This is a genomic window from Solibacillus sp. R5-41, assembly GCF_002736105.1.
In the GTDB taxonomy this organism is placed as follows: domain Bacteria; phylum Bacillota; class Bacilli; order Bacillales_A; family Planococcaceae; genus Solibacillus.
Genome location: NZ_CP024123.1, coordinates 2689447 through 2714149, shown reverse-complemented (window position 1 = coordinate 2714149; position 24703 = coordinate 2689447). Strand labels below are relative to the sequence as shown.

The 24703-nt window shown below is 37.1% G+C and carries 22 protein-coding genes; 17 read left to right on the top strand and 5 right to left on the bottom strand.

Annotation, left to right across the window (positions count from 1 at the left end; all coding sequences use genetic code 11):
• The first annotated feature begins 108 nt into the window (after nt 1–108).
• The 15 genes from xseA (at nt 109) to CSE16_RS13285 (ending at nt 18430) form a co-directional block, all read left to right on the top strand.
• Nucleotides 109–1464: an exodeoxyribonuclease VII large subunit gene (gene xseA, locus CSE16_RS13355; RefSeq protein ID WP_099424357.1), complete on the top strand. Its 1356-nt coding sequence runs from the start codon at nt 109–111 to the stop codon at nt 1462–1464.
• Entirely contained in the window at nt 1464–1691 is a 228-nt protein-coding gene (xseB, locus tag CSE16_RS13350; RefSeq protein ID WP_057987783.1) for an exodeoxyribonuclease VII small subunit, read from the top strand. The genes xseA and xseB overlap by 1 nt, the downstream gene beginning before the upstream one ends.
• A 3-nt stretch (nt 1692–1694) precedes the next feature.
• Entirely contained in the window at nt 1695–2576 is an 882-nt protein-coding gene (locus CSE16_RS13345) for a polyprenyl synthetase family protein (protein WP_099424356.1), read from the top strand.
• An 89-nt stretch (nt 2577–2665) separates the two neighbouring features.
• Nucleotides 2666–4561 (top strand): 1-deoxy-D-xylulose-5-phosphate synthase, encoded by a 1896-nt coding sequence (gene dxs, locus CSE16_RS13340; RefSeq protein ID WP_099424355.1) that lies wholly within the window; start codon nt 2666–2668, stop codon nt 4559–4561.
• 6 nt (nt 4562–4567) lie between these two features.
• Nucleotides 4568–5386 carry a TlyA family RNA methyltransferase gene (locus tag CSE16_RS13335; protein WP_099424354.1) on the top strand — a complete coding sequence of 273 codons (819 nt, stop codon included), beginning with the start codon at nt 4568–4570 and terminating at the stop codon, nt 5384–5386.
• Between the two features lie 121 nt (nt 5387–5507).
• On the top strand, nt 5508–6587 hold the full coding sequence (locus tag CSE16_RS13330; protein ID WP_099424353.1) for a glycosyl hydrolase family 8: 1080 nt from the start codon (nt 5508–5510) through the stop codon (nt 6585–6587).
• An 85-nt stretch (nt 6588–6672) separates the two neighbouring features.
• The gene (locus CSE16_RS13325) at nt 6673–7437 is read left to right on the top strand and encodes a diguanylate cyclase domain-containing protein (protein ID WP_157764826.1); all 765 of its coding nucleotides are present in this window, start codon (nt 6673–6675) and stop codon (nt 7435–7437) included.
• The gene (locus CSE16_RS13320; RefSeq protein WP_099424351.1) at nt 7412–9124 is read left to right on the top strand and encodes a DUF2334 domain-containing protein; all 1713 of its coding nucleotides are present in this window, start codon (nt 7412–7414) and stop codon (nt 9122–9124) included. Before CSE16_RS13325 ends, CSE16_RS13320 begins: the two co-directional genes overlap by 26 nt.
• A complete protein-coding gene (locus tag CSE16_RS13315) occupies nt 9124–10389 on the top strand; it encodes a glycosyltransferase family 2 protein (protein ID WP_099424350.1) in 1266 nt (421 codons plus the stop codon). Before CSE16_RS13320 ends, CSE16_RS13315 begins: the two co-directional genes overlap by 1 nt.
• Nucleotides 10390–10391: 2 nt before the next feature.
• The gene (locus tag CSE16_RS13310) at nt 10392–12479 is read left to right on the top strand and encodes a cellulose biosynthesis cyclic di-GMP-binding regulatory protein BcsB (RefSeq protein ID WP_157764824.1); all 2088 of its coding nucleotides are present in this window, start codon (nt 10392–10394) and stop codon (nt 12477–12479) included.
• A 277-nt stretch (nt 12480–12756) separates the two neighbouring features.
• The gene (gene ahrC / locus CSE16_RS13305; protein WP_099424348.1) at nt 12757–13206 is read left to right on the top strand and encodes a transcriptional regulator AhrC/ArgR; all 450 of its coding nucleotides are present in this window, start codon (nt 12757–12759) and stop codon (nt 13204–13206) included.
• A gap of 16 nt (nt 13207–13222) precedes the next feature.
• Nucleotides 13223–14914 (top strand): DNA repair protein RecN, encoded by a 1692-nt coding sequence (gene recN / locus CSE16_RS13300; protein ID WP_099424347.1) that lies wholly within the window; start codon nt 13223–13225, stop codon nt 14912–14914.
• A 560-nt stretch (nt 14915–15474) separates the two neighbouring features.
• Entirely contained in the window at nt 15475–16404 is a 930-nt protein-coding gene (locus CSE16_RS13295; protein ID WP_099424346.1) for a SpoIVB peptidase S55 domain-containing protein, read from the top strand.
• A gap of 378 nt (nt 16405–16782) precedes the next feature.
• The gene (spo0A, locus tag CSE16_RS13290; RefSeq protein WP_099424345.1) at nt 16783–17574 is read left to right on the top strand and encodes a sporulation transcription factor Spo0A; all 792 of its coding nucleotides are present in this window, start codon (nt 16783–16785) and stop codon (nt 17572–17574) included.
• Between the two features lie 478 nt (nt 17575–18052).
• Complete coding sequence (locus CSE16_RS13285) at nt 18053–18430, top strand: PH domain-containing protein (protein WP_099424344.1); 378 nt, start codon at nt 18053–18055, stop codon at nt 18428–18430.
• A 208-nt stretch (nt 18431–18638) separates the two neighbouring features.
• Here CSE16_RS13285 and CSE16_RS13280 read toward each other — a convergent pair whose 3' ends face one another.
• The 4 genes from CSE16_RS13280 to CSE16_RS13265 all read right to left on the bottom strand — a co-directional run bounded on the left by CSE16_RS13280 (nt 18639) and on the right by CSE16_RS13265 (nt 21042).
• Nucleotides 18639–19190 (bottom strand): nucleotidyltransferase family protein, encoded by a 552-nt coding sequence (locus CSE16_RS13280; protein WP_253896085.1) that lies wholly within the window; start codon nt 19188–19190, stop codon nt 18639–18641.
• A 52-nt stretch (nt 19191–19242) separates the two neighbouring features.
• Nucleotides 19243–19689: an NUDIX hydrolase gene (locus tag CSE16_RS13275; protein ID WP_099424343.1), complete on the bottom strand. Its 447-nt coding sequence runs from the start codon at nt 19687–19689 to the stop codon at nt 19243–19245.
• A gap of 260 nt (nt 19690–19949) precedes the next feature.
• Nucleotides 19950–20498 carry a histidine phosphatase family protein gene (locus CSE16_RS13270; protein ID WP_099424342.1) on the bottom strand — a complete coding sequence of 183 codons (549 nt, stop codon included), beginning with the start codon at nt 20496–20498 and terminating at the stop codon, nt 19950–19952.
• 97 nt (nt 20499–20595) lie between these two features.
• Nucleotides 20596–21042 (bottom strand): NUDIX hydrolase, encoded by a 447-nt coding sequence (locus CSE16_RS13265; RefSeq protein WP_099424341.1) that lies wholly within the window; start codon nt 21040–21042, stop codon nt 20596–20598.
• Nucleotides 21043–21966: 924 nt separating this feature from the next.
• Here CSE16_RS13265 and CSE16_RS13260 point away from each other — a divergent pair.
• Both CSE16_RS13260 and CSE16_RS13255 read left to right on the top strand, forming a co-directional pair.
• Nucleotides 21967–23538, top strand: coding sequence for a flagellar assembly protein A (locus CSE16_RS13260; RefSeq protein WP_099424340.1), 1572 nt, complete (start codon nt 21967–21969; stop codon nt 23536–23538).
• Complete coding sequence (locus CSE16_RS13255) at nt 23538–24269, top strand: glycerophosphodiester phosphodiesterase (protein WP_099424339.1); 732 nt, start codon at nt 23538–23540, stop codon at nt 24267–24269. The genes CSE16_RS13260 and CSE16_RS13255 overlap by 1 nt, the downstream gene beginning before the upstream one ends.
• Nucleotides 24270–24292: 23 nt before the next feature.
• On the opposite strand, the gene CSE16_RS13250 is transcribed toward CSE16_RS13255, so the two are convergent.
• Nucleotides 24293–24526: a DUF2627 domain-containing protein gene (locus CSE16_RS13250; protein ID WP_099424338.1), complete on the bottom strand. Its 234-nt coding sequence runs from the start codon at nt 24524–24526 to the stop codon at nt 24293–24295.
• Nucleotides 24527–24703 lie beyond the last annotated feature (177 nt).

Sequence of the window (24703 nt, the reverse complement as noted above, 5' to 3'; positions counted from 1 at the left end):
GCTTTTCTTTTTGGATAAATTTACGAACTTAAGCTTTAACGCTACTACTACATAGTAATAAAAATCCAAAAGTACAAATTCAATCCACCAAAAAGGAGCAAAACGTCAATGTCATCGTCTTCTTATTTAACCGTTAAAGCATTAACGAAATATATCAAACGCAAATTTGATGCCGATCCACATTTACGTGATGTTTATGTAATGGGGGAGCTCTCGAATGTGAAAATTCATAGTTCGGGACATATTTACTTTACATTAAAAGATGATGGCTCACGCATTAACGCGACAATGTTTCGCACTCAAGCATCGAAACTTTCATTTAAGCCTGAAGAAGGAATGAAAGTTTTCATACGTGGAGATGTCAATGTGTACGAATCTAGCGGGGTCTATCAATTGTATGCCCAAACGATGGAACCAGACGGCATCGGCGGCCTATTTGTCGCCTTTAATCAATTAAAAGAACAGCTGCAAAAAGAGGGACTGTTTAACGCAAATTTTAAACAGCCAATTCCGCAGTATCCAAAAACAATCGGTGTACTAACTGCGACCACTGGGGCAGCCATTCGAGATATTTGTACGACCATTAATCGCCGTTTCCCTCAGGTGGAAATTATCATTTACCCGACACTTGTACAAGGGGCAGGGGCGGCACCGAATATTACCGAAAATATTTATTTGGCCAATCGTCATGCACTTTGTGACGTCCTAATTGTCGGGCGAGGTGGTGGTTCGATTGAAGATTTATGGGCATTCAATGAAGAGATGGTGGCGCGTGCTATTTTTGAAAGCCGCATTCCAATCATTAGTGCAGTCGGACATGAAACGGATACGACGATTGCCGATTTTGTAGCCGATTTACGTGCACCAACACCAACTGCGGCAGCAGAGTTAGCGGTGCCGAATCAGCAAGAGCTCTTCCAAAACATATTGGCGAAAAAATCGATGCTCCATCAAATGATGACATCACGCTTAACATTTGAACGAAATCGGTTAACAAAATTACAAAATTCTTATCCATTGGCAACCCCAGAACGATTATATCGTCCTTTTACAGAACAACTTGCCCAAATGGACCATCAATTAGAAAATGCAATAAACATGTATGTATTCAAACAAAAATCGGCTTTGCAACAAATGAGCAGCCAATTAAAACAGTATTCACCTCATCATCAATTGACCGCGTCCAAGCAGCAACTAGCGCATCGCACAGATCAGCTAAATCGTGCCATGCAGCAGAAGCTGGCGCAAAATAAAGTCGAATTTGCCAACCATTTACGCATGTTAGAAGCATTAAATCCATTAGCCATTATGAATAAAGGGTTTAGTATAGCGTATAAGGATGAAACCGTAGTAAAATCAACTCAGGACTTAGCGAAAAATGATGTAGTGACCATTACTTTTCAAGATGGTTATGCACAAGCCAAAATACTGGAAACGCACGTACAAAAAGAGGGGGGAAAATGATGACAAAGCCAAATTTTGCGACTGCAATGGCCGAGCTAGAAGAAGTTGTTCGTAAGCTAGAGCAAGGTGATGTACCGTTAGAGGAAGCAATCGATCTTTATAAAAATGGAATGGAGCTATCGAAACTTTGTCATGATACACTTCAAAGTGCAGAGCAGCAATTAATTTCAATCGTTGGCGAAAATGGTGAAAAACAGCCTTTCGACCAAGGAAATGGAGAAGATTAATTTATGGATAACGCATTGCAGCAATTTATTGAATTAAATATTCCCGCAATTGAAAAGGAAATGTACCAATTAGTTGAAGGCATTCAAGCGCCCAAGCATTTAAAAGAATCGATGCTATACTCTTTAAAAGCAGGTGGCAAACGCATCCGTCCATTATTTGTAGCGGCGGTATGTGAAATGTATGAACAGCCATTAGCGCCTAGCCTTATTGTTGGTTCGGCAGTTGAAATGATTCATACGTATTCATTAATTCACGATGATTTACCTTGTATGGACGATGATGAATTACGCCGTGGCAAGCCGACAAACCATGTTGTTTATGGCGAAGCATTAGCAACATTAGCAGGTGACGCTTTAAACACGTTAGCATTTGGTGTATTGGCGCGACTCGATATTGCTGCTGACAAGCGCATTGAACTTGTTGAGTTATTAAGTGCTGCTGCTGGTGCGGAAGGAATGGTAGGCGGACAAATATTAGATATGGACGGCGAGCAGCGTTTATTAAATTTACAAGAACTTGAAACTGTTCATGTCAATAAAACGGGAGCTTTATTACGTTTCAGTATCGAATCTGGTGCGGTATTAGCAAATGCACCAGAAAAAGAACGCCGCGCATTAGTAGAATACGCACATCATATTGGCTTAGCATTCCAAATCCAAGATGATATTCTAGATATTGAAGGAACTTCTGAGCAATTAGGAAAAACGGCTGGTAAGGATGTTGCGAGTGATAAAAGTACATATCCGGCATTGCTTACATTAGAAGGCGCGAAGGAAAAACTGGTCAATCATTATGAACAGGCGCTAAATGCACTCAAAATGATTGATACCAATACAGCCCTATTAGAGCAATTGGCACAATATATTGTAAAACGTACAAATTAAAGAGTGTAAAACTTTTGTCAAACGGTTTACATTGCTATAATAGAAAAATCACAATGGTGAATAAACTGATGAGAAGGTGTGTGGATGAGATGGATTTAACGAAAATTTCTAGTCCATCCTTTTTAAAAGACTTGAATAAAAAGCAATTAGAAGCACTCGCTAAAGATATCCGTGCTTTTTTAATCGAAAAATGCTCAGCAACAGGTGGTCATATAGGACCGAATCTTGGTGTTGTAGAATTAACGATAGCGTTGCATAAAGCTTTTAACAGTCCAAAGGATAAATTTTTATGGGATGTAGGACATCAAGCGTATGTGCACAAAATATTAACAGGTCGTGCAGATCAATTTGATACTTTACGCCAATTTAAAGGGCTTTGCGGATTCCCAAAGTTAATTGAGAGCGACCATGATATGTGGGAGACAGGGCATAGCTCGACTTCATTATCAGCTGCTATGGGTATGGCAGCCGCGCGTGATATTAAAGGAGATAAAAATTTTGTTGTGCCAATCATTGGAGACGGTGCCTTAACGGGCGGTATGGCACTCGAGGCACTCAATCATATTGGGCATGAAAAGACGCATATGGTAGCCATTTTAAATGACAATGAAATGTCGATTGCGCCAAATGTTGGGGCTTTGCATGACGTGTTAGGCCGTTTGCGTACAGCAAAGGAATATTCGCGTGCTAAAGAGGATTTAGAGTCATTAATACAAAAGATTCCTGTCGTTGGAGACAAGCTTGCTTCTACGGCGGAACGTGTAAAAGATAGCTTAAAATATTTAGTCGTGTCGGGTGTATTTTTTGAAGAAATGGGCTTTAAATATTTAGGACCAATTGATGGTCATGATTTTGAGGCACTTGAAAAAACATTAGAGTACGCGAAAAAAGTAAAAGGTCCGGTTTTAGTGCATGTCCTTACGAAGAAAGGCAAGGGCTATAAACCAGCAGAGGAAGATACAGTCGGCACTTGGCACGGTACAGGTCCATATAAAATCGAGACGGGTGCGTTTGTGAAGTCGGCTACAAAGGGTCCTGCATGGAGTAGTTTAGTGGCAGAATCTGTTCGAAAATGTATGGCTGAAGATAAGCGTATTGTGACGATTACACCTGCTATGCCAGTAGGTTCGAAGCTAGAAGGTATTCAAAAGGATTATCCAAAACGTTTCTTTGATGTCGGGATTGCCGAACAGCATGCGACAACAATGGCGGCTGGACTTGCTACACAACAAATGAAACCGTTTTTAGCGATTTATTCAACTTTCTTACAGCGTGCGTATGACCAAGTGTTACATGATATTGCACGACCGAAATTAAATGTATTTATTGGTATTGATCGTGCAGGTTTAGTTGGTGCGGATGGAGAAACGCATCAAGGCGTATTTGACATTTCGTTTTTACGTCATATTCCAAATATCGTATTAATGATGCCAAAAGATGAAAATGAAGGCCAGCATATGGTCAAAACAGCACTTGAATATAATGACGGTCCAATTGCGTTACGCTATCCACGCGGTAATGGCTACGGTGTCGAAATGGATGCGGAAATGAAAGCATTGCCAATCGGTTCGTGGGAAGTGTTACGAGAAGGTAATGATGCGGTCATTTTAACATTCGGTACGACGATTCCAATGGCATTGGAAGCAGCAGAGGTGTTAGCGCAGCAAGGCACAAAGGTTCGAGTGGTTAATGCCCGCTTCATAAAACCAATGGATGTAAAGATGCTACATGAAATCATGAAAGCCGGATTACCGATTTTAACGATTGAAGAATCCATGTTACAAGGCGGATTTGGTAGCGCGGTTCTTGAATTTGCAAGCGATCACCAGTACCGAACATTAGCCATTGAACGAATGGGTATTCCAGATGAATTTATCGAGCATGGCGATGTGGACCAATTACTTGCTGAAATTAATGTGACAGCGGAAGAAGCAGTAAGACGCATAGAGCAACTTGTCCCAAAAAAACAGTCAGGTAGGGTTTAATAAAGTATGACGAAACAACCGAAAGAACGTGTAGACATTTTACTTGTTGAACGTGGATTATGTGAAACACGCGAAAAAGCAAAACGCTCCATTATGGCAGGTCTAGTTTTTTCAAATGAGATTCGCATCGATAAAGCAGGCGAAAAAATTGCGATCGATATGCCACTTCAAGTAAAAGGGTCCGATTTAAAATATGTATCGCGTGGAGGTCTGAAGCTCGAGAAGGCTTTAGAAATATTCGATTTGTCCGTGGACGGCAAATTAATGCTCGATATTGGCTCATCAACAGGCGGTTTTACAGATTGTGCCTTACAAAACGGGGCGCGTCATTGCTATGCACTTGACGTTGGCTCCAATCAGCTCGCTTGGAAAATTCGTTCCGACGAGCGTGTAACGGTTATGGAAAAAACCAATTTCCGTTATACGAAGCCAGAAGATTTAGTAGAGGGTTTACCTCATTTTGCAACAATTGATGTGTCGTTTATTTCACTTGCTCTCATTTTACCGGTATTAAAAACGGTATTAATGCCAGGCGGTGATGTGATGGCACTCGTCAAGCCGCAATTTGAAGCGGGACGTGAAAATGTTGGCAAAAAAGGCATTGTCCGCGAACCAAAAGTTCATTTAGCTGTGTTAGAAGAAACTGCGAAAGTGGCAACAGCAACTGGATTTGTCGTAAAAGATGCCTCATTTTCGCCGATTACAGGTGGTGAAGGGAATATCGAATTTTTATTCCATTTATACAACCCACATGAAGGTGAAGAAGTGGCAGCCTTTACAAATTTCGATTCCGTTGTAAAAGAAGCACATGCGCAATTAAAATAATGCAAAGTACAAGATACGTCATCATGACTTTATCTTGTACTTTTTTAGGTTTATACTTATTTTCTTAGAAATAGCACTTTTTTAGGGAATGATAGGAAGATATGAGGGGAGACTTGTGCAAATGGTTGGAAAGAGGACGTTCATTTGTGTTATTTTTATTATTTGTACATACATCTTACTTGGGTGTCAGCATAAAAAGTATGTGAAATCGAATGAGCATGATCGATTGCCAACTCAGCAATTCATTGAGGCGCATCTTTTGAAAAATGGCTGGTTACAAACAGATTTAACGGAGCGATCAGAGGAGTATTTATCTGAATCAATCGGTTTATGGATGGAATTTTTAGTAGAACAAAATGATCCTATCAAGTTTGAGAAGCAAGTACAATTAGTAATGGAACATTTTTTGACGAAGGATAACACCGTTTCGTGGCGTATTTTGAAAGGGGAAACGTCGACAGTCAATGCATTGATAGACGATCTACGCATTATGCAAGCATTATATAATGGTGCGGTAATTTGGGATGAGGAGCGCTACGAAAAGCTGGCGGATGACATAGCGTCTACACTGGTCAAGTCGAATGTTGTAGATGGAATTCTTGTGGATTTCTATGATGTAAATTCGACAAGTCAGGCAAATTTGGTGACGATGTCGTATATCATTCCAGAAGCATATGACATGTTATATGAAAAAGGCTTTATGACAAAGAATCAATATACAGCGAATCGAAATATTCTCCTTAATGCCCCGCTTTCTAAAGATGGTTTTTTCCCACAACGCTATATCGTCGCGACGAGAAATTATGAATATGAGGAAGAGATTAATTTAATCGACCAATATTACATCGGCTATCATCGTGCGAAGTGGGGTTATAGCGTCGAAACATTGGTTACATTAACTAAAGAGGCAATGGCATCAGAAGGAAAGCTATACGGACGTATTGACCCGAAAACGAAAAAACCGATCGTACATTATGAATCGGCAGCTGTATACGCTCTTGCCACTTTGATGATGCTCGAGCTTGAAGAAAATGAACTCGCCCAGCAATTATATCAACAATTATTAACGTTACGCATCAGTGATTCGGACAGCGTTTATTATGGAGGCTATATCGTAATAGACGGGCTTTATACACATATGTTTGATAATGTATTGTCACTGCTAGCAGAAAGGAAGGGAAAGGATGAGGGCGTTTTTTAAGTCAGCTTACGGAATATATACCCAATTATTAGTAACCTTAGGTATATTTAGTTCTTTAATTTTATTTTTTAACAGTACATCGACTATGAATTTATTGTTAGTCTTTTTGATGTTTATCATTATCGGATTGGCCCTATTTAATGGGACACTTAACGGATTAGTTGCAAGTTTACTTCTGATATTTTTAATCGGAACTACTATATTAATTATGTCTGTAAAAAATACGACATTCAGTAGTTTACAATTCCAAATGCTTTCCATCGAGCAATTCTTCATTTTTGGTGTTGCGTTAATTGTAAGTGTTGTTGTCGCTGGGAATATACATGAACGAATTAGTGAAGTGATGAATGATCGGAAACGCCTACGCTACGAAGTGGAACAATTCGTCTCAATCGATACGGATACGTCATTTGATAATAAGAAACGTATGCAAGTAGAAATTAAGCGGGAAATGAGCCGTGTAAACCGCCATGGAGGAAGCTTTTCGCTGTTACTAGTCGAACTGGATCATTATAAAGAATTCAATAAAGCATATGGCTCAAAAGAGATGCAGCATTTGCTTATGACGATTGGACAGAAGGCGAATGAACTATTACGTACGACTGACCGGAAGTTTCGCTATCTCGACAATCGCTTTGCCTTCTTATTAACGGAAACGCCAAAAGCACATGTCGAAATTATTATTGAGAAGCTTTCCATACTATTACAAACACATCAGCTAACAAATGGAAAAACGGTAACACTTTCATTTCATATTAGCTTTAATGAATATGATGATTTGCTAAAACAGCATTCCTACGAACAATTTATCGAGGAACTAGAGAGTGAGCTTATTTATTATGCGATGTAAAATCATTCTGTTAGTCACATTATTATTTGCCGTTACTTTTTCGACTAATGTTGATGCAAGTTTGCAAAATTTAGATGAACGTCGTGTACTTATTGTTTACGCAAATCAAGATGACAACGCAATGGCCAATGTTCATATGATTCAGGCGACGATGAGTGGCTTGTTTGAGCAAGTCGATTTTATTCATGTGGAACAACTCGAGCAAGCGCATTTAAATGAGGCACATATTGTCGTCGCCTATGCGAAAACAGATGGAAAGGTTTCTGGCCGAGCAATTGATTTGCTTTCAAACTATTCAAAGGAGCTACTAGTCATCGGTGAATTTGCTAAGTTTCTACCACAGTTTGATGAATGGGAATTTATAGGAGATGTTTCGGTTCGTTCTATTGGAAACCAACCATTGGACTTTGAAAAAGTCGTACGAGAAATTCAAATCGATGAGAAAACGGAAGTACTTTTAAAAGGTATACAATATGAAAAATCGTATCCGATTATTATGAAAAAGGGCCAAGTATCTTATATTAATTTCACAAATTTATTAGGTGAAGAACGTTATATTTTCTCCTACTTTTTATTTGATTTACTTCAAATTGATAAGCCAGAAACTCATGATGCGTACATTCGATTAGAGGACATTTCACCGGTTACAAATCCAGAATTACTGCAGCAAGCGGGGGATTATTTATTAGACCGGGGTATTCCTGTATATTTGGCCGTCATCCCGGTTTATGTAAATAACGAAACGGGAAATATGATGATGCTCCGTGATATGCCTAAGCTAAGAGCGGTTATAGATAATTTGGTGGAGCGCGGTGCTTATATTATTGCACATGGGTATACGCATACATACCGCTATACGGAAACAGGCGAAGGGTTTGAGTTTTGGGATTCTGAATTGAATCAACCGATTACGACAATGAATCCACAGGACGAGACGACACCGCTTAAAAAGGAGAATCAATTTAGTAGTATAGATGCGTATAATGCGTATTTGGCACCTTATCAGTCAATTGAAACGCAGTATACTAACGAAAAATTAACAAGCTCGATTCATAGTTTAATTGAGCTAGGTTATAGTCCGATTGCTTTTGAGGCACCCCATTATACGATGAGTGCGAATGGTTATAATGTTGCTTCGAATTATTTTTCAAGTGTATTCGGTCAAATACAGCTGTCTGATAAAAATTGGGGCGTCATGAATAGCCCATTATTCATTAGCAAACCAACACGTTTGAACGGGATGGTGCTTTACCCAGAAACGGTTGGCTTCGTTGATTCATCGGTAAGTGACCCTATTTCAGACATCGAGGAGAACATAGCACAAGTTTCAAAGGTGCCAGGTTCGATGATAGGAGGCTTTTATCATCCCTATTTAGGAATCGATTATTTAAAAGAGATGGTAGCTCTGTTTGAAGCGGTTCCAAATTTACAATGGTTAGACGTAAAAAATACACCAATAGAAGTGAGAACTGACAAAGTAAGTGTAACAGTTGAGAACGGTGAAATTATGACACACTCTTCGCTTTCGTATAAAGACGATTTGCGATTAATAGCAAAGGAACGACCGCTCGAAATCGTGCTGTGGCTTATCGTTATATTAACGACAATTTTCGTTGGTATTTTTACATTAAATATATTCCTTTTACGCATCCGCTATCGGAAAAGGTTATTTGAGGAGCGATCGTAATGGCTAATTTATTATTTTACACTTCCTTGTTTTTAATTTGGTTCATGCTGTTATATCACATGTTTTTGGCGCAAGGTGGATACTTGCATTTCAAGAAGTATAGAAAAGTGATTCCGAAGTGGGAAAAAAAGATGAAGGGGGATTTACCTTTTGTCAGTATTTTTATTCCGGCGCATAATGAAGCGGTCGTTATTGCACAGACATTAAAGGCAATGGTCCGTTTATCGTATCCGAAAGATCGTTTAGAGGTTATTTTAGTTTGTGACAATTGCAGTGACAACACGAAGGAAATAGGCGAAAGTTTTGCAAAAGACTACCAATTTATTAAAATTATTGAAACAGAGGGCCAATATAAAGGAAGAGGGAAATCAACTGCGCTCAATTATGCACTGCAACATAGTAAAGGTGACATCATTGCTGTATATGACGCAGATAATACGCCAGAGAAAAAGGCTGTTTGGTACCTAGTTATGGGATTACTGAATGATCCAAAAGCTGCTGCAATGGTCGGGAAGTTTCGTGTTGTGAACGCGACACAAACATGGCTTACCCATTTTATAAATATCGAAACGATTTGCTTTCAGTGGATGGCTCAGGCGGGGCGCTGGCATTGGTTTGGAATAGCTACGATACCAGGCACGAATTTTGCGATCCGTCGAGAAATTATTGAGCAGTTAGGTGGCTGGGATGAATCGGCAATGGCGGAAGATACCGAATTGACGATTCGTGTATATAATTTAGGCTATCATATTCGATTTTTCCCAGCGGCTATTACGTGGGAGCAGGAGCCTGAAACTTTAGGTGTGTGGTGGCGTCAGCGAACGAGATGGGCACGAGGGAATCAATATGTCGTATTGAAGTTTTTAGGGAAATTGTTTTCAATGAAGCAAAAGCGCATTATGTTTGATATTTTTTACTTCTTCTTTACATATTTCCTATTTTTCTTCGGCGTAATCATTTCAAATGGTATTTTTATTGTCAACTTTTTCGTTGATTTAAATTTATCTATTGGGAATGTAGCGGTCGTTTTATGGGCACTTGCATTTTTATTATTTTTAACAGAGGTTATGATTACGCTCAGTATCGAAAAAGATCAATTAACGTTTAAAAATATACTATATTTAATTGCGATGTATTTCACATATTCTCAAATGTGGATTTTACTCGTAATCTATTCCCTTTTTTTAGAAATGAAACGCGTAATTTTTAAAGAAGAGCATAAGTGGTATAAAACTGAACGTTTCACGACAAAAGGAGGAAAATGAACGTGCAAAAACGGCTTTTCGTTTTAGTTAGTATGATGTTATTCATTTTAGTCATCGGTGGGGAGAGTGGACATGCACAAACTGTTTCAATTGAATTTCCAGTAAATCCGATGGTCACACAGAAAAAAACACCTTTAACAAATGAAATGATTCATTTAGAAGGACCAAATGCAGAAACGAGCTTTTATTATGAGCTGTTATCGGACTTACAGCCAGGTGATTATTACGCTCAATTTTATATTAATCATTCGAGCATATTAATTGCGCCCTCTTCTTTGACGGTGAAAGTGGATGGCGAGCCGATTCAATCAATTTCACTTGCGGAGAAAACGTCCGAATTTAAAGTGAACTTACCGAAAGAGGCTTTAAAGGCCGGTATGCATAGTATTACCGTTAGCTTTACAGGCTTTTTGAAGGAAGGGATATGTGTTCCACAACATTCGACGAGTAACTGGGTAACGATTCAAATCAATTCATTTTTGAATGTTGAAGGAATTACGCCAACTATAGGGCAATCATTATCGAGTTATCCTGATATATATACAGGGACACCGAGTGGAAAAATACAAGTCGTTATACCAGAGAAAGCGTCAATGGAAACATTAAATGCCGCTTTACAAGTAGCGAATTATTTAACGCAGCGATCAGCAGAAAATTCCGTACATGTCGTAAATGAGCAAGAGGTGCGCTCGTTAACGAATAATTTTGTTTTAATCGGATTACAACAGGAGTTTTCATCAAGTTGGGCAAAAAAGATTGTCACAAAAAATGAGTTACCAGAAAAAGGGCTGCAAATTTCGCAAATGAAAATTGTTAATGGGGATGCCGCAGTCCATGCCTTACTCGCAACTGCGAAAAACGCTGAAGAATTTGATAAAATTGATGTATTAACAACGCCGTCTATTGTCCAGCAATTAACGGGAGAAAAGATCCTTATTGAGGAAATGCCGGTAGTGAATAAACAAGTTGATTCAAATAAAGTGACATTTAAACAGCTTGGTATGCAAGATTTTACACTGGATAATAGGATGAATTCGACCAATACACATTTTTATTATTTACCAGTGAATAGTAAAAATGTGACAGATCCTACAATTGAACTCCATTTCAAATATTCGGATATTATCGCTTCTTATGAGGAACTGACTGAACGTCCGGATAGTGTTAATTTTTCAGATGGGAAAGTGGAGTTAATTGTTTATTTAAATGGTGTTCCACACGCGGTTGATATGCAAGCACTTTCGTCTAAAGGGAATGAGGATGTGAAAGTGAGTGTGCCATTTGAGCCAGCGATTCTAAAAGATTCGCAAGTTTTATCGATCCAAGTAGCAGCGAATGGACTGGCCATGCAAAATCCTTGTGTAGTGACAGACCAGAAGAAATGGATTTACGTTTATGATGATAGTGCATTAAGTTTACCTATGGCAACTACGAATCCGTCTAGTTACCTTACATTCAGCCAATTTCCATTTCCATTTGCCAAGCATGATAATGAATTGATTATCGTTGTGCCAGATTCAGGTGAAGTTTCAGAGAACGAACTTTTAAGATTATACGGTTCATTAACGACGAATAATGCCACACCGAAAATCTCTATTGTAAAAACGAGTGATGTAAACGAGTCGCAACTAAAGAAAAGTAATGTCATTTTCGTTGGTGGACCTAAGATGCACCCACTTTTAAAAAAGAAGGACAATCTCGTTGTGGCGTATCAAAATGGAGTTGCCCAATTAACTGAACATGGTTTCATCCATACGTCGACCGGGATGTTTGCTTTTTTACAGCCAAATGTTTGGAATAATGACTACGGAATGCTCGTATTTGATAAAATGAGTGATGCAACAAGTTATTTACCGAAAGAATTACTAAGTTTCATACGCAATACCGAAGTTTCTTCCAACGTAATTGTGCAAGTGAACACGGATCAAATTTTCACAAATGAGCAATGGATTGACGAAAAAGAAGAGCAGGGAATCACCAAAACAAAAGATGAAAATGACTATTTTGGGTGGGTAGCTGCATTCATTGGGTTAATGGCCATTCTCGTTCTATTAATCGTCTTCTTTAAGCGGAAAAAAATAAAGGGATAATGTAAAGTGCTATTCAAATAATGCATATTAATTGTTAGCATCTCCCAGTACGGTAACGGGAGATGCTTTTCTTCTATAAATTACAGTTCGACGTAATATTGTGTTGTGTGAATAATTGAATGCATTACTTTTTTAGTCAAGAAATGTATGGCACTCCCCCAAAAAAACTGATAATAGAGAATTTTGAACGGTTCCATCGGGTTTTTCTTGAATTTTTTTTATGCAAATGGTAGTGTAAATATACATAGAATGAATAAAATTTAATGAGGTGACCTCGATGAATAAGGGCCAACGCCATATTCGCATTCGCGATATTATTACCAATAATGAAATTGAAACACAAGACGATTTAGTCGAACATTTAAAAAATGCAGGTTATAACGTGACTCAAGCGACTGTTTCACGTGATATTAAAGAATTACATTTAGTGAAGGTTCCGTTACAAGATGGCCGTTATAAATATAGCTTACCTGCGGACCAACGCTTTAATCCAATTCAAAAATTACATCGTGCATTATCGGATGCATTTGTGTCAATTGATGGGGCTTCTCATTTTTTAGTGATGAAAACATTACCAGGGAACGCCAATGCCATTGGCTCCTTATTAGACCATTTAGATTGGTCTGAAATATTAGGGACAATTTGCGGGGACGATACGATTTTAATTATGTGTCGTACTGAAGTGGACCGAGAAGACATTAAAAATCGTTTATTAGAGATGCTATAAATCGAGGTGGATTTGTTTGTTAAGAGAATTAAGCATTCGCAACTTTGCAATCATAGATGATTTAACTGTTAGCTTTTTTGACGGATTAACTGTTTTAACAGGGGAGACGGGTGCAGGGAAATCGATTATAATCGATGCGGTCAATATTTTAGCAGGTGGGCGCGGTTCGACTGAATTTATTCGACATGGTGAAAAAAAAGCCGAACTCGGTGGATTATTTCAAATTCAAAATGAGCATCATCCAATATTTAGTAAACTGGAAGAGCACGGAATCGACGTGGAAGAAGGAACGATTATTTTACGCCGTGATTTGAATGATTCGGGAAAAAGTATTTGTCGTGTCAACGGAAAACTCGTGCCATTGACGGTATTACGTGAAATTGGTGGGAGTTTAATTGACATTCATGGGCAACATGAAAATCAAGAGTTAATGGACGAGAAATATCATATCAACTTGCTTGATCATTTCGCGAGTACGGCATTGCAAGAGGTGAAGGTACGCTACAAAACTGCATATGAAACGTATCGCGAGCTAAAAAGAGAAGTGGCTGAATTAAGCATGGACGAGCAAAGAATGGCGCAACGAATTGATTTATATCAATTCCAAATCCAAGAACTCGAACAGGCAGATCTCAAGGCGGATGAAGAAGAGGCACTCAATGATGAACGCCGTCGCTTATTGAATTTCCATAAAATTTTTGAACATGCGAATATTGCTTATGAGGCCATATCTGGTGAATCAAATGGCCTTGATTTTATCGGAAACGCGATGGAGGCAATGGATAATATCGTTGTCTTAGATGAGACGTTTAAAGAGGCATCTGAAGCGGTGACGACAAGCTTTTATGCGCTCCAGGATGCTGCCTATCAAATTAAAAATGCGTTGGATGATTTGGAGTACGATGCAGAGCGTTTAAATGAGGTTGAGCAGCGCCTTGCACAATATCAAACAATGAAACGCAAATACGGTACGACGGTTGAAGAAATTCTTACGTACTATGCAAAAATAGAAGAAGAATTAATGCAGCTAATGAATCGTGATGAAACGATGCAAAAAAACGAGCAACTCCTTCACGAAATGGAACAGGAATTGACACAACTTGCAAGTCAGTTAACGGTCATTCGTAAAGAAAATGCGCTTGTTTTAAGTGATGCAATCATGGATCAATTGCGCATGTTACATATGGAAAAAGCGAAATTTATCGTGAATTTTGAGGCTCATGAGCAATTTGATTCAAATGGGAAGGACAGCATTGCGTTTTATATTTCGACTAATGTTGGGGAACCGCCAAAATCATTACCAAAAGTGGCTTCAGGCGGCGAACTTTCACGCATGATGCTGGCGCTGAAAACGATTTTCTCAACGTCTAATGGCATTACATCGATTATTTTTGACGAAGTGGATACCGGTGTAAGTGGTCGCGTAGCGCAAGCCATTGCTGAAAAAATTGCCGCAATTTCGGTGAATTCTCAGGTGCTTTGTATTTCGCATTTACCACAAGTAGCTGCGATGGCCGATCACCAATATTATATTAAAAAACAAGTCGAGCATGACCGAACATTTACAACGATTTCTGAAATGCAAGAAACCGAGCGCATTGAAGAAATTAGCCGCATGATGAGTGGCGCAGAAATTACCGAATTAACATTGCAGCACGCTTCTGAGCTTATTCAGATGGCCAATGAACGCAAAAATGCGATGAATTAAAAAATTAAGTCGGTCATTTATATGATAAGTTGTGAAATTGGGAACACTAAAAACGCACCATTCCGAATAAGTGGAATGGTGCGTTTTTGATATGTTTTGGTAAACAGTGAGGCAAGTTCATTTTACTAGCCATTTCCTTTTTTAATATAACTTCATTCAGCAAGATATAGAACTAGGATTTTGGAAAAGCGGAAAATACAGGTGAAGATGAATGGAAAGCACAGCTTATCAATAAATTTAAACATCGGGTAATAAAATACAAAGACGTGAATTAATTTTTACACCATAACATTGGGGTGATTTCCATTCCGACAGTGGATTGGAAAATTTCCTTTTCTTTTGGTGATAAATCTTTTTTTTAGTAAATATGAAGTAAAAAATTTCCAATTTAGTTACTCCAAAAATCATTCCTTTACGCGAAATCGCATGGAATATGTCTTTTAGGAATTTACAAAATTATTCGTGATGTTAGGTACAAAATCAATTTCAAATACACCAAAAAATTTCCGTTCATAACTCATCCAAACTGTCACATAGTAAGCAAACAGAGGAGGTGAAATATGAAGCAAAGGTTGCGTTTATTACTCGTCGTCGTACTATTTTTAACATTTCCATTACAAGGCTTTGCAAAGGAATTAATCCCAATGGGACAATCCATCGGTGTGCAACTTCAATTGCCCAATGTATTTGTCGCACATGATGTTTTGCTGGATTCTGGGGAATGGCTCAAACAAGGCGATCAAATAACGAAAGTAAACAATGAAACACTTTCAGATTTGACCGTTCTGGAAAATCAAGAGAATGATGTTGAATTAACGGTTGAACAAAAAGCGGGTACAAGGAAAGTGAACGTATCAAAAGACCAACTTTTCAATTTAATGCCCTTTTTAAAAACTGAAACTGATGGTATCGGTACGTTAACATTTATCGACCCACAAACAATGGAGTATGGTGCATTAGGCCATCAAATTGTCGACTCCATTTTGAAGCAACCGCCACAATTTGATGAAGGGTCCATCTATTCGGCATCCATTTCTCAAGTGAAAAAGAGCGTTCCAGGTCAGCCAGGTTATAAAATATCCATTGTAGATAAATCATTAACACCACTCGGAACCGTTGCAAGTAATGAGCTTTACGGTATTTTTGGGAAATGGGAACAATCGCTACAACACAGTCTGCATCCGGCGCTAGAAATTATACATGCGGATGAACTAAAAGAGGGGAAAGCCCAATTATTAACGAGTATTGATGGAGAAAATGTAGAATCATTTGAGATTGAAATTAATAAACAAGACTCAAATACTTTTACATTTTTTGTGACCGATGAGCGATTAATTCAAAAAACGGGTGGAATTATACAAGGGATGAGTGGTAGCCCTATTATACAAAATAACCGCTTTGTAGGGGCTGTAACGCATATGTTTGTCGAAGAACCGACAAAAGGTGCGGGGATTCTTGTAATCGAAATGCTTAAAAAAAGCCCTAATTAATAACTTTTTGACTACACTTATAAAATAAGTGTAGTCTTTTTTTACTTTTTTTATTAAAATTATACGTAGGCTAATTCGACATAAGGGTAGTTTTAACGCTATTATTGTCGATATAATGTGAAAATATAATGCTTGATGCTCATTTTTTTACGTTTTAAAGGATTTTTTGTAATGTTGTCGAAAACTCACTAAAGTGAAAGCAAATAAAGTGGAATTCAAGGCAAAATGATAAAGGCTATTATTCTTCTCGATTATTTCTATTTCGATGGTAGACTGTACAATGTGATGAAAGCTTTCATTTTTCACGGTACATTGATGAAATATGACTTGTAGATTAGTAGATTCCTTTAGAAACTTAAAATTAAAGGGGGATTTTGTTTGACGAAAGTAAAAATTGCGATTGCGGATGATAACCGTGAGCTCGTAAAAACGATGGAACTGTTTTTTAAAAACCATCCTCAAATTGAAGTGGTCGCTACGGCAGCAAATGGTAAACTATGTATTAAGATGTTGGAAGAGCACAAGATAGACGTTTTATTGCTAGACATTATCATGCCACATTTAGACGGCCTTGCTGTGTTAGAATCAATGTACAATGACGACCGTTACGGTGATACGCAGGTCATTATGTTAACGGCTTTTGGACAAGAAGATGTAATGAAGCAGGCTGTCAATTATGGCGCTTCGTATTTTATGTTAAAGCCATTTGAATTTGAACAACTTGTACAAAAAATTCTTCATTGTGCGGGACAACAAGTAGAGGTGGAGAAACGAAAAAGCATATTACAAACGAATTCGTCAGCAAAACTCGATCAACGTCAACTTGATACAACGATTACAGCAATTATTAAAGAAATTGGTGTCCCTGCTCATATTAAAGGTTATGCCTATTTACGTGAAGCGATTCAAATGGTTTTCCATGATATCGAGTTACTCGGTTCGGTAACGAAAATTTTATATCCAGAAATCGCAAAGAAGTTTAATACGACGCCGTCACGTGTAGAGCGTGCCATTCGCCATGCAATTGAAGTCGCATGGAACCGTGGCAGCTACGAGTCCATTTCTGAGCTATTTGGCTATACTGTTCACCATATGAAATCAAAACCAACTAATAGCGAATTCATTGCCATGATTGCGGACAAGATTCGCATTGAGATGGTGGCTAGTTAACGTTGGTGTAATTGAGATTTTGATGAAATATTATTGTGAATTCACTGTAGCCAAACCGACTAAATACTGAATTCATGAAACTAATGTTAATTTATTTATGTAAACTATGGAACACGTTCATTTACGGGGATATCTCGTTCATGGAGGTGTTTTTTTTGAATGAATTTGATATGGAGATTGACCGATTTATGTTAGACGATTATCAACGATTAAGCATAAGTGCTTGATCGTTTTTTTTTGCGTCGAAACTCCGTTATCCCAAGGCCACTATCTATATACATCGCATCTGCTGTCCGATAATTACGAATACTAATTTTGAAACAAGCCGGTTTTTTGTGCTGTCAGACGAAGGTGCTTTTAAAAAAGGTGATTGAATTACAACTACAGAACACAACCAATTGTATGTTTACTTGAATTTATGTTAAAAATAGTTTTAAATATAATGTATTGTATAAAATAATTGTAGGGGGAATTTAGTATGGGTTTATTCGATGGATTAATAGGGAATGCAAGCGAAGTGAATTTAGAAAAATTACAGGAAGAATTAAAAGATTTATTGATACCTAACGAAACAATAAAAAACGCATACAAAGTTATAAGAGATACATTTATCTTTACCGAAAAGAGGCTAATATTAATTGATAAACAAGGGGTAACTGGAAAGAAAACCGAGTATCATTCAATTCCTTATAAAAGCATAATTCATTTTTCCGTTGAAACTGCGGGGACATTTGATTTAGAAGCAGAATTAAAAATATGGGTTTCGGGCAGCGGGTTGCCGATACAGAAAAACTTTAATAAATCGACTAATATTTATAAAGTTCAAAGTGTATTAGCAGAATATGTTTTAGGATAGCGATGAAGATTGACGGCCAACATTTTATTATGTGGGTCGTTCTTTTTTTGCGCTATGAGACGGAACATACACGTACTAATAAAGAACGATTGCAAGCCGTTGAATGAGTATAACAAAAAGACTTGAGTTGTATGAGGTTAAATTATGTGCAAAAGCCCTTAGATTGCTATGTGATTGATATTGCTTCGTTTGTCGATAATAGTCCTCGCTAATTTACCAAAATTAAGTTTGTCCATGTAGTATTCCATTTTTTCGTTGTTACTCTTTGTTGAAAGATAGGATGTAATTTTTCTGTATTCATATATTTAGGAGATGGCTTAATTTTTAACTCAAATAAATCGGTTAGCCCATGAGGTGCAATAATTTCAATTTGATTGTTAACTAACCTTGCTCCTATTGCTGTTGCAGTTTCAGGGAAATGACTTATCGCATCAAAAGATGAACTAAAGGGCTGTAAATGATTTTTCATATGCATACGTGCCTGATTTTTCACCGACCACGGTAAATTAGGGATTAAAGAATGTAACTGAGCTTCGTATTTCTTTTCTGTTTCAATAGTTAAATCATTTTTGTGGAAAAAAATCACGTCAATATCATTCAAAGTTGTATGGGTATTATGTAAAACATCCCATACTTTATTTCTTAAAACACCTGCACAAATCCAACAATCTGGTATATTTAATGACTTGACTGCTAATAGGATTGTCATAAGGGAAAAATCGCTTTTAATTATTTCTACCAATTCATCTGCATAATTCAAACTGCAAACCTTCTTTCGGTTCTTTTCTTACCTAGCTATTAGCACTCTATTATTAAATCCAATTTTGTTCCTTAGCTACTATTTCTGCTTGTTTGAGAATTTCTCTCCTTTGAAAATTTTTAGGTTCTATTTTCTTCAAAAGTTGTTGTGCTGTTTTGAAATTCAAAATAACGTAACCTGTCTTTTCATATTCAAAATCAGTCGATTGAAATTGCTTTGTCTTTGCTAAGTACCAAATTGTATATGTATTTGTGGATTCCCAATAATATGCGGAAAAAGGGATTTTCTTTTCTTCGATAATTAAACCAACTTCTTCGATTAACTCTCTTGATAAAGCTTCATCTATATTTTCATCTTGTTCAAGTCTTCCTCCAACTGTCGTTAGGAGTTGCTCTTCTTCATCCCAACAAAGAACAATATTACCTTCTTCAGTTATTGGTACACAATGTACACTTCCAACGATATGATCTTTTGGTAAATCTTTAATTAAAGTTAACATGATAATTCCAGCCTCCTTAAATTTAATCGGAAATTCCTTCTATATAGAAATAATAACATAGCTGAGAGTGAACAGGGGAGTGAGGCGGTAAATGAGAAACAAACAAAATGGAAGGGGAATACAAGTGATCTAATACGCCGCTTAATGCGTATATAAAAAGGGCTTGCATGTCATTTTACGCACAAGCCCTTAGATTGATGTGTGTGGGTTGCTAAGTTGGCATCTGAATAGGTTGAGAATCGCCCTGATATTTAATCGTGCTACATCAAGGGTTTCCAAATTCGTTTATAGATTGCCTTGTTTTTTGGAAATTCTAAAACATATATATCAGGGTTACTTAGATTTTTCCACTCGTTAAATCCAAAGTCATTATTGAAATGGTTTAAAAGTAGTGACATTAAATTACCATGTGTAACTAAAATGATATGGTTGAACTCCTCATCTTGAATTTGTTCTACCAATTCAAGGATTCGCTTCTTTGCTTCAGAGCTGGATTCGCCACCTTCAAACTTTAGTTCAAAGTCTTGGAACGTTAATTCTAATTTCTCTAACCAATCTGAAAGGACCGTATTACTTAGTACACGCTCGCTCAATCTATTGTCATGTTCTATTTCAATATTTAAAGTTTTTGCTAGAGGTTGTATAGATTCAATAGCACGTTGATAAGGGCTTGTAATAATTCGTTCTATTTTTTTATCACAGAAGAAATTTTTTAATTCAATTGCCTGCTTGTAACCTTTTTCTGTTAAAGCGGCCTCAGGATTTTGTCCTTCTGCTTCACAATGTCTAATCACATAAAGCTTCTTCATAAAATTCTCCTTTTTTCATGAGTAGCCAAATTAAAGTGATAGCTTAGCGTAGTTAATATATTCTTTTAGGAAGATAGATGCTTGATACTACTCATATTTATAATTTCAAAAAATATCGAATAACCAATTTGTCGGGAGGACTAATATTTTCAGGGAGTTCTTTTAAATCGAAGAAGCGAATATCCGTAGCTTCAGAAGAATCAAATTTTAGCTTTCCTATATAATCTCTACATACAAATGCAGTAAGAACATTGTATACTTCATCACCATGTGGATATTGATAGTAAAAATCTTGACCTGAAAAAGTAGTTAATAGTTCTAAATTATTTGCTATTAATCCTGTTTCTTCTAGCATTTCTCGGAGGGCAACTTCTTCTAGATTTTCGCCTAACTCCATAGAACCACCAGCAAGCCCCCAACATTTATTATCCTTTCTTAATTGCATTAATAGTTGATTTTCTTTGTTAAATATTAAAACACAGGCACCAACCATAATTAAAGGTGCACTGCCAATCTTCTTTCTCAAATTCATAATGTAACTCATAAATCTCTCCTTAAGGGGTTTGAATGCGCTGTTATTCCCGATTTAAACGATCTTTGATTTCTTCTAATAATTTTGTTTGCATTTTTAATTGTTTCGTTGTCGTTAATGCAAACCAAAGAAAAAAATAATAGGAACGATGGTAAATAACAATCCAAAAATAGAAAAAAACTAAATATAACTTCTCCAAAGCCTACTTAATTCATAGTTTATATCCTCCTATTTTGTTATTATATTGAAATTATAGCATAGTGAAGATAAACAAATTTTTAAAGTAATGTTTATTTTTTGGAGTTGCGGGGAATGATGATTATAGTAATACTTTTATTAGTTTTTTACCTCCTTTCTTTTAGTTTGCAGGACGTATAGTCCGTATAAACTAATTTCAGCGACCGTAGCGATTATGGGCGCTCTTTTTTTGTTAGAAAACGGACGTAGTCTCCCACTGGAACCTGTGTGCCTCAAGTGTTTGAGCCAACTTAATCACACTAAGCTATAAAGAATCCGCATTAGTAATACAAAATGGTAGCAATTAGTTTATTAAAGTGAATTGCACATTGGATGTAACTAAGCAAAATGTGTATATCGAAGCCCGACGAAAACGAAAAAAGATTGAACAAGGGTAAAGATTTTGTATTTTGAAATAAATCATACAATGGACATACATAAAGAATTATCTAGAAAAAAATGAAATATAATCAATACTAAAGAATAGTTATATCTAACTAAAATAGCATAAAAACATTATGAATTAACAGTTTATTGCATATATTTCACGTGGACATAAATAGACCATTATTCCTATTATAATTTAAAAAATAGGAGGTGATTCGTAATTTCACTTTAAAAAACAGATGTTCGTAATTTTTTTCTAACCAAAAATATAATAATTGTATATACTAGAAGTTAAGTGGAAGGAGGATATACGTGGTTATTTTTAAAAATGAATTTCTTGAAGTCTCTGAAAAGAATGGAAAAATATTTATTGAAACATTGCAAACTGGTTTTTTATTAAAAGATTTTGATGCCATTATACGCCTAAATCCTCGAATAAAATTAACAAACTTTGCAGTGTTAAAAAATGTATTAGCAAACGTATCGAAAACTCCAACTGAAATTGGAAATTGGCTTCCGTCTGTAACGGTAGAAGTTTCACGTGATAAAATGTCGGCTTCACTTTTTATAAATGAAACGCTTGAATTTATCCGTGAAAACAAAGAAAAATTCAAACAAGATGTAAGCAATTTATTGACAGAGCACAATATTAAACATGGGATTTTAGATATAAAATTAGAAACAATTGTTAGTGGAAAAGCGATATTAATTGCACAAGGTACCCCGCCAATGAAGGGGGAGGATGCCATTTTAACGTATTTGCAACTTCCAGAACGTAAACCAGTAATTCGCGAAGATGGTAAGGCGGATTATTACGATATGAACTTCATTTACGAAATTGATGAGGGTGCTTGGTTAGGCGAAAAAACCCATGCGCAACCGGGTACACCTGGTTACAACGTATATGATGAAGTCGTACCTGCTCTACATGGGCGTGATGCAGCGCTAAAATATGATCGTAAATCGGCTTATGAAGTCGAAGAAGAGGATAAAACAGTTATCCGTTCAAAAATTAGTGGTGTATTGGAAGATTCTAGAGGGATAGTTAGTGTCAATCACCATCTACCAATCAATGGTGATGTCGGGATTGAGACAGGGAATATTGAGTTTAATGGCTCTTTAACGATTCGAGGCACGGTTCAGGCAGGTTTCTCCGTTATTGCACAAGGTGATATTTCCATTGAGTGTGCTGAAGGTGTTTCAGGGGCTAAATTGATTAAATCCATTGATGGCGATATTTTTATCCGAGGTGGTATTTTCGGGCTAGGTAAAACGCGGATTGAAGCAGGGGGCAGTATTTTCGTGAAACACGTAAATGAAGCGAACCTTGTAGCAGGGCAAGATGTAAACATTGGGTTTTATGCACTCGGCTCGAATATTAAAGGCCATTCGATTTTAGTGGATGAGCGTAAAGGCAAAATTATTGGTGGCACAGCAATTGCTAAAAGTTTGATTATAACTGCTGTTTCTGGAAACCGATTGGAACGACGCACGGAGTTAATTATTAATAGTATTAATAAACAGGACGGCTTAGAAATTATTCAAAGTAAAGCAGCTTTATTAAAAACGATGCAAGAGGAAGTTTTACAGCTCGAGGCACAAGTGAATCGTGTCCTACCCGTCATTAATAATTTGACGCGTCCACAAATTACAGCATTCGAACAATCAAAGCAAAAATTATTGAAGAGTAAAGAAGAAGCGATGAATTTAGATCGTGAAATTAAGCAATTAATGAATGATTTACGTAATGTCGGCAGAGAAGAAATTCACGTAACGAAAGAAGCTTACCCAGGTACATACATCCAAATAGGGAAAAAATCATCAATTTTATCAAATGCAACAAATGGAAAATTCTTACTAGAGTTTGGAGAGTTGAACGTTTAATGAAACGAATTCCAATTTATGCACATCGCGGCGCATCTGCTTATGAGCTCGAAAATACGATTGAAGCGTTTGAGAAAGCGAAAGCATTAAAAGCTGATGGGATTGAGCTCGATATTCAAGTATCGAAGGATTCGATTTTAGTTGTGTTTCATGATATGGATTTAATGCGGTTAGCCGGTGTAAGAAAAAATATTAATGATTGTACGTTTAAGGAGTTATCTAAATATAGTATTGGCTCAAGATTTAAACGAATACTATCAACGAAAAGAATTCTGTCCTTTAAACAATTAGTCGGCTGGGCAAATCGCGAAAATATAGCGTTGAATATCGAATTGAAAGAGTCACTATTAGCTAATACTGATGCACTTAAAAACGAGATAAAAACATTAAAACTCCCAGCAAACAGTCATTTTTCATCTTTTCATATCGAGTTGTTAAAAATCGTGAAAGAAGTGCGTCCTGATTTTGAAACGGCTATTTTAGTGACGAAGAAATTTAATTGGCAGTCATTACGTGATTTGGATTACATTGATCATGTGCATGCGCACCGAAAATATTATAAACAGCTTTATCTAGAAGCTTGTGAAGAAGCAAAAAAAGGCATTCGATTTTACGGCATTGTCGGGAGGGAATCTTTTTTGACCAACCCACATCCAGCTGTTCTTGGTTGGATTACAGATTATCCCGATAAAGTAAGAAACGTCCAACAAAAAAATACAACCAATACTTGAAGTGACAAGTGTTGGTTGTATTTTTATTTTTGCCAACGTTCGGCAACTTTTCCGCGTTTACGATCACGGCGGAGTAGGAAACCAGCAAAGAATAAGAATGCTACGACAAAAAAGATGATGCCTACAATAAATTGTAACCAAAGCCATGGAAATGGTGAGATTAATATCCCAAATAACGTATCACGCATAAATTTAATGCCAGCAGCCATCATGATTGCTGGTATGACTAAGATGATAAATGCGACCATGCGAGCCATATGGAACCCTCCTTATAACTTGCATCAGCAGAAGTCTCCCACCTCTATAAGTGTGGGAAGAATGCCAAGTATGGCCTTAGTTCAGTGTGAGTTCAAATCCCAGCTGAATCAAGTTAAGCCCCCGGCGGATGTCACAGATTTTTAGAGGAACTTTTCGAGCAAGCTCGAAAAAAATCT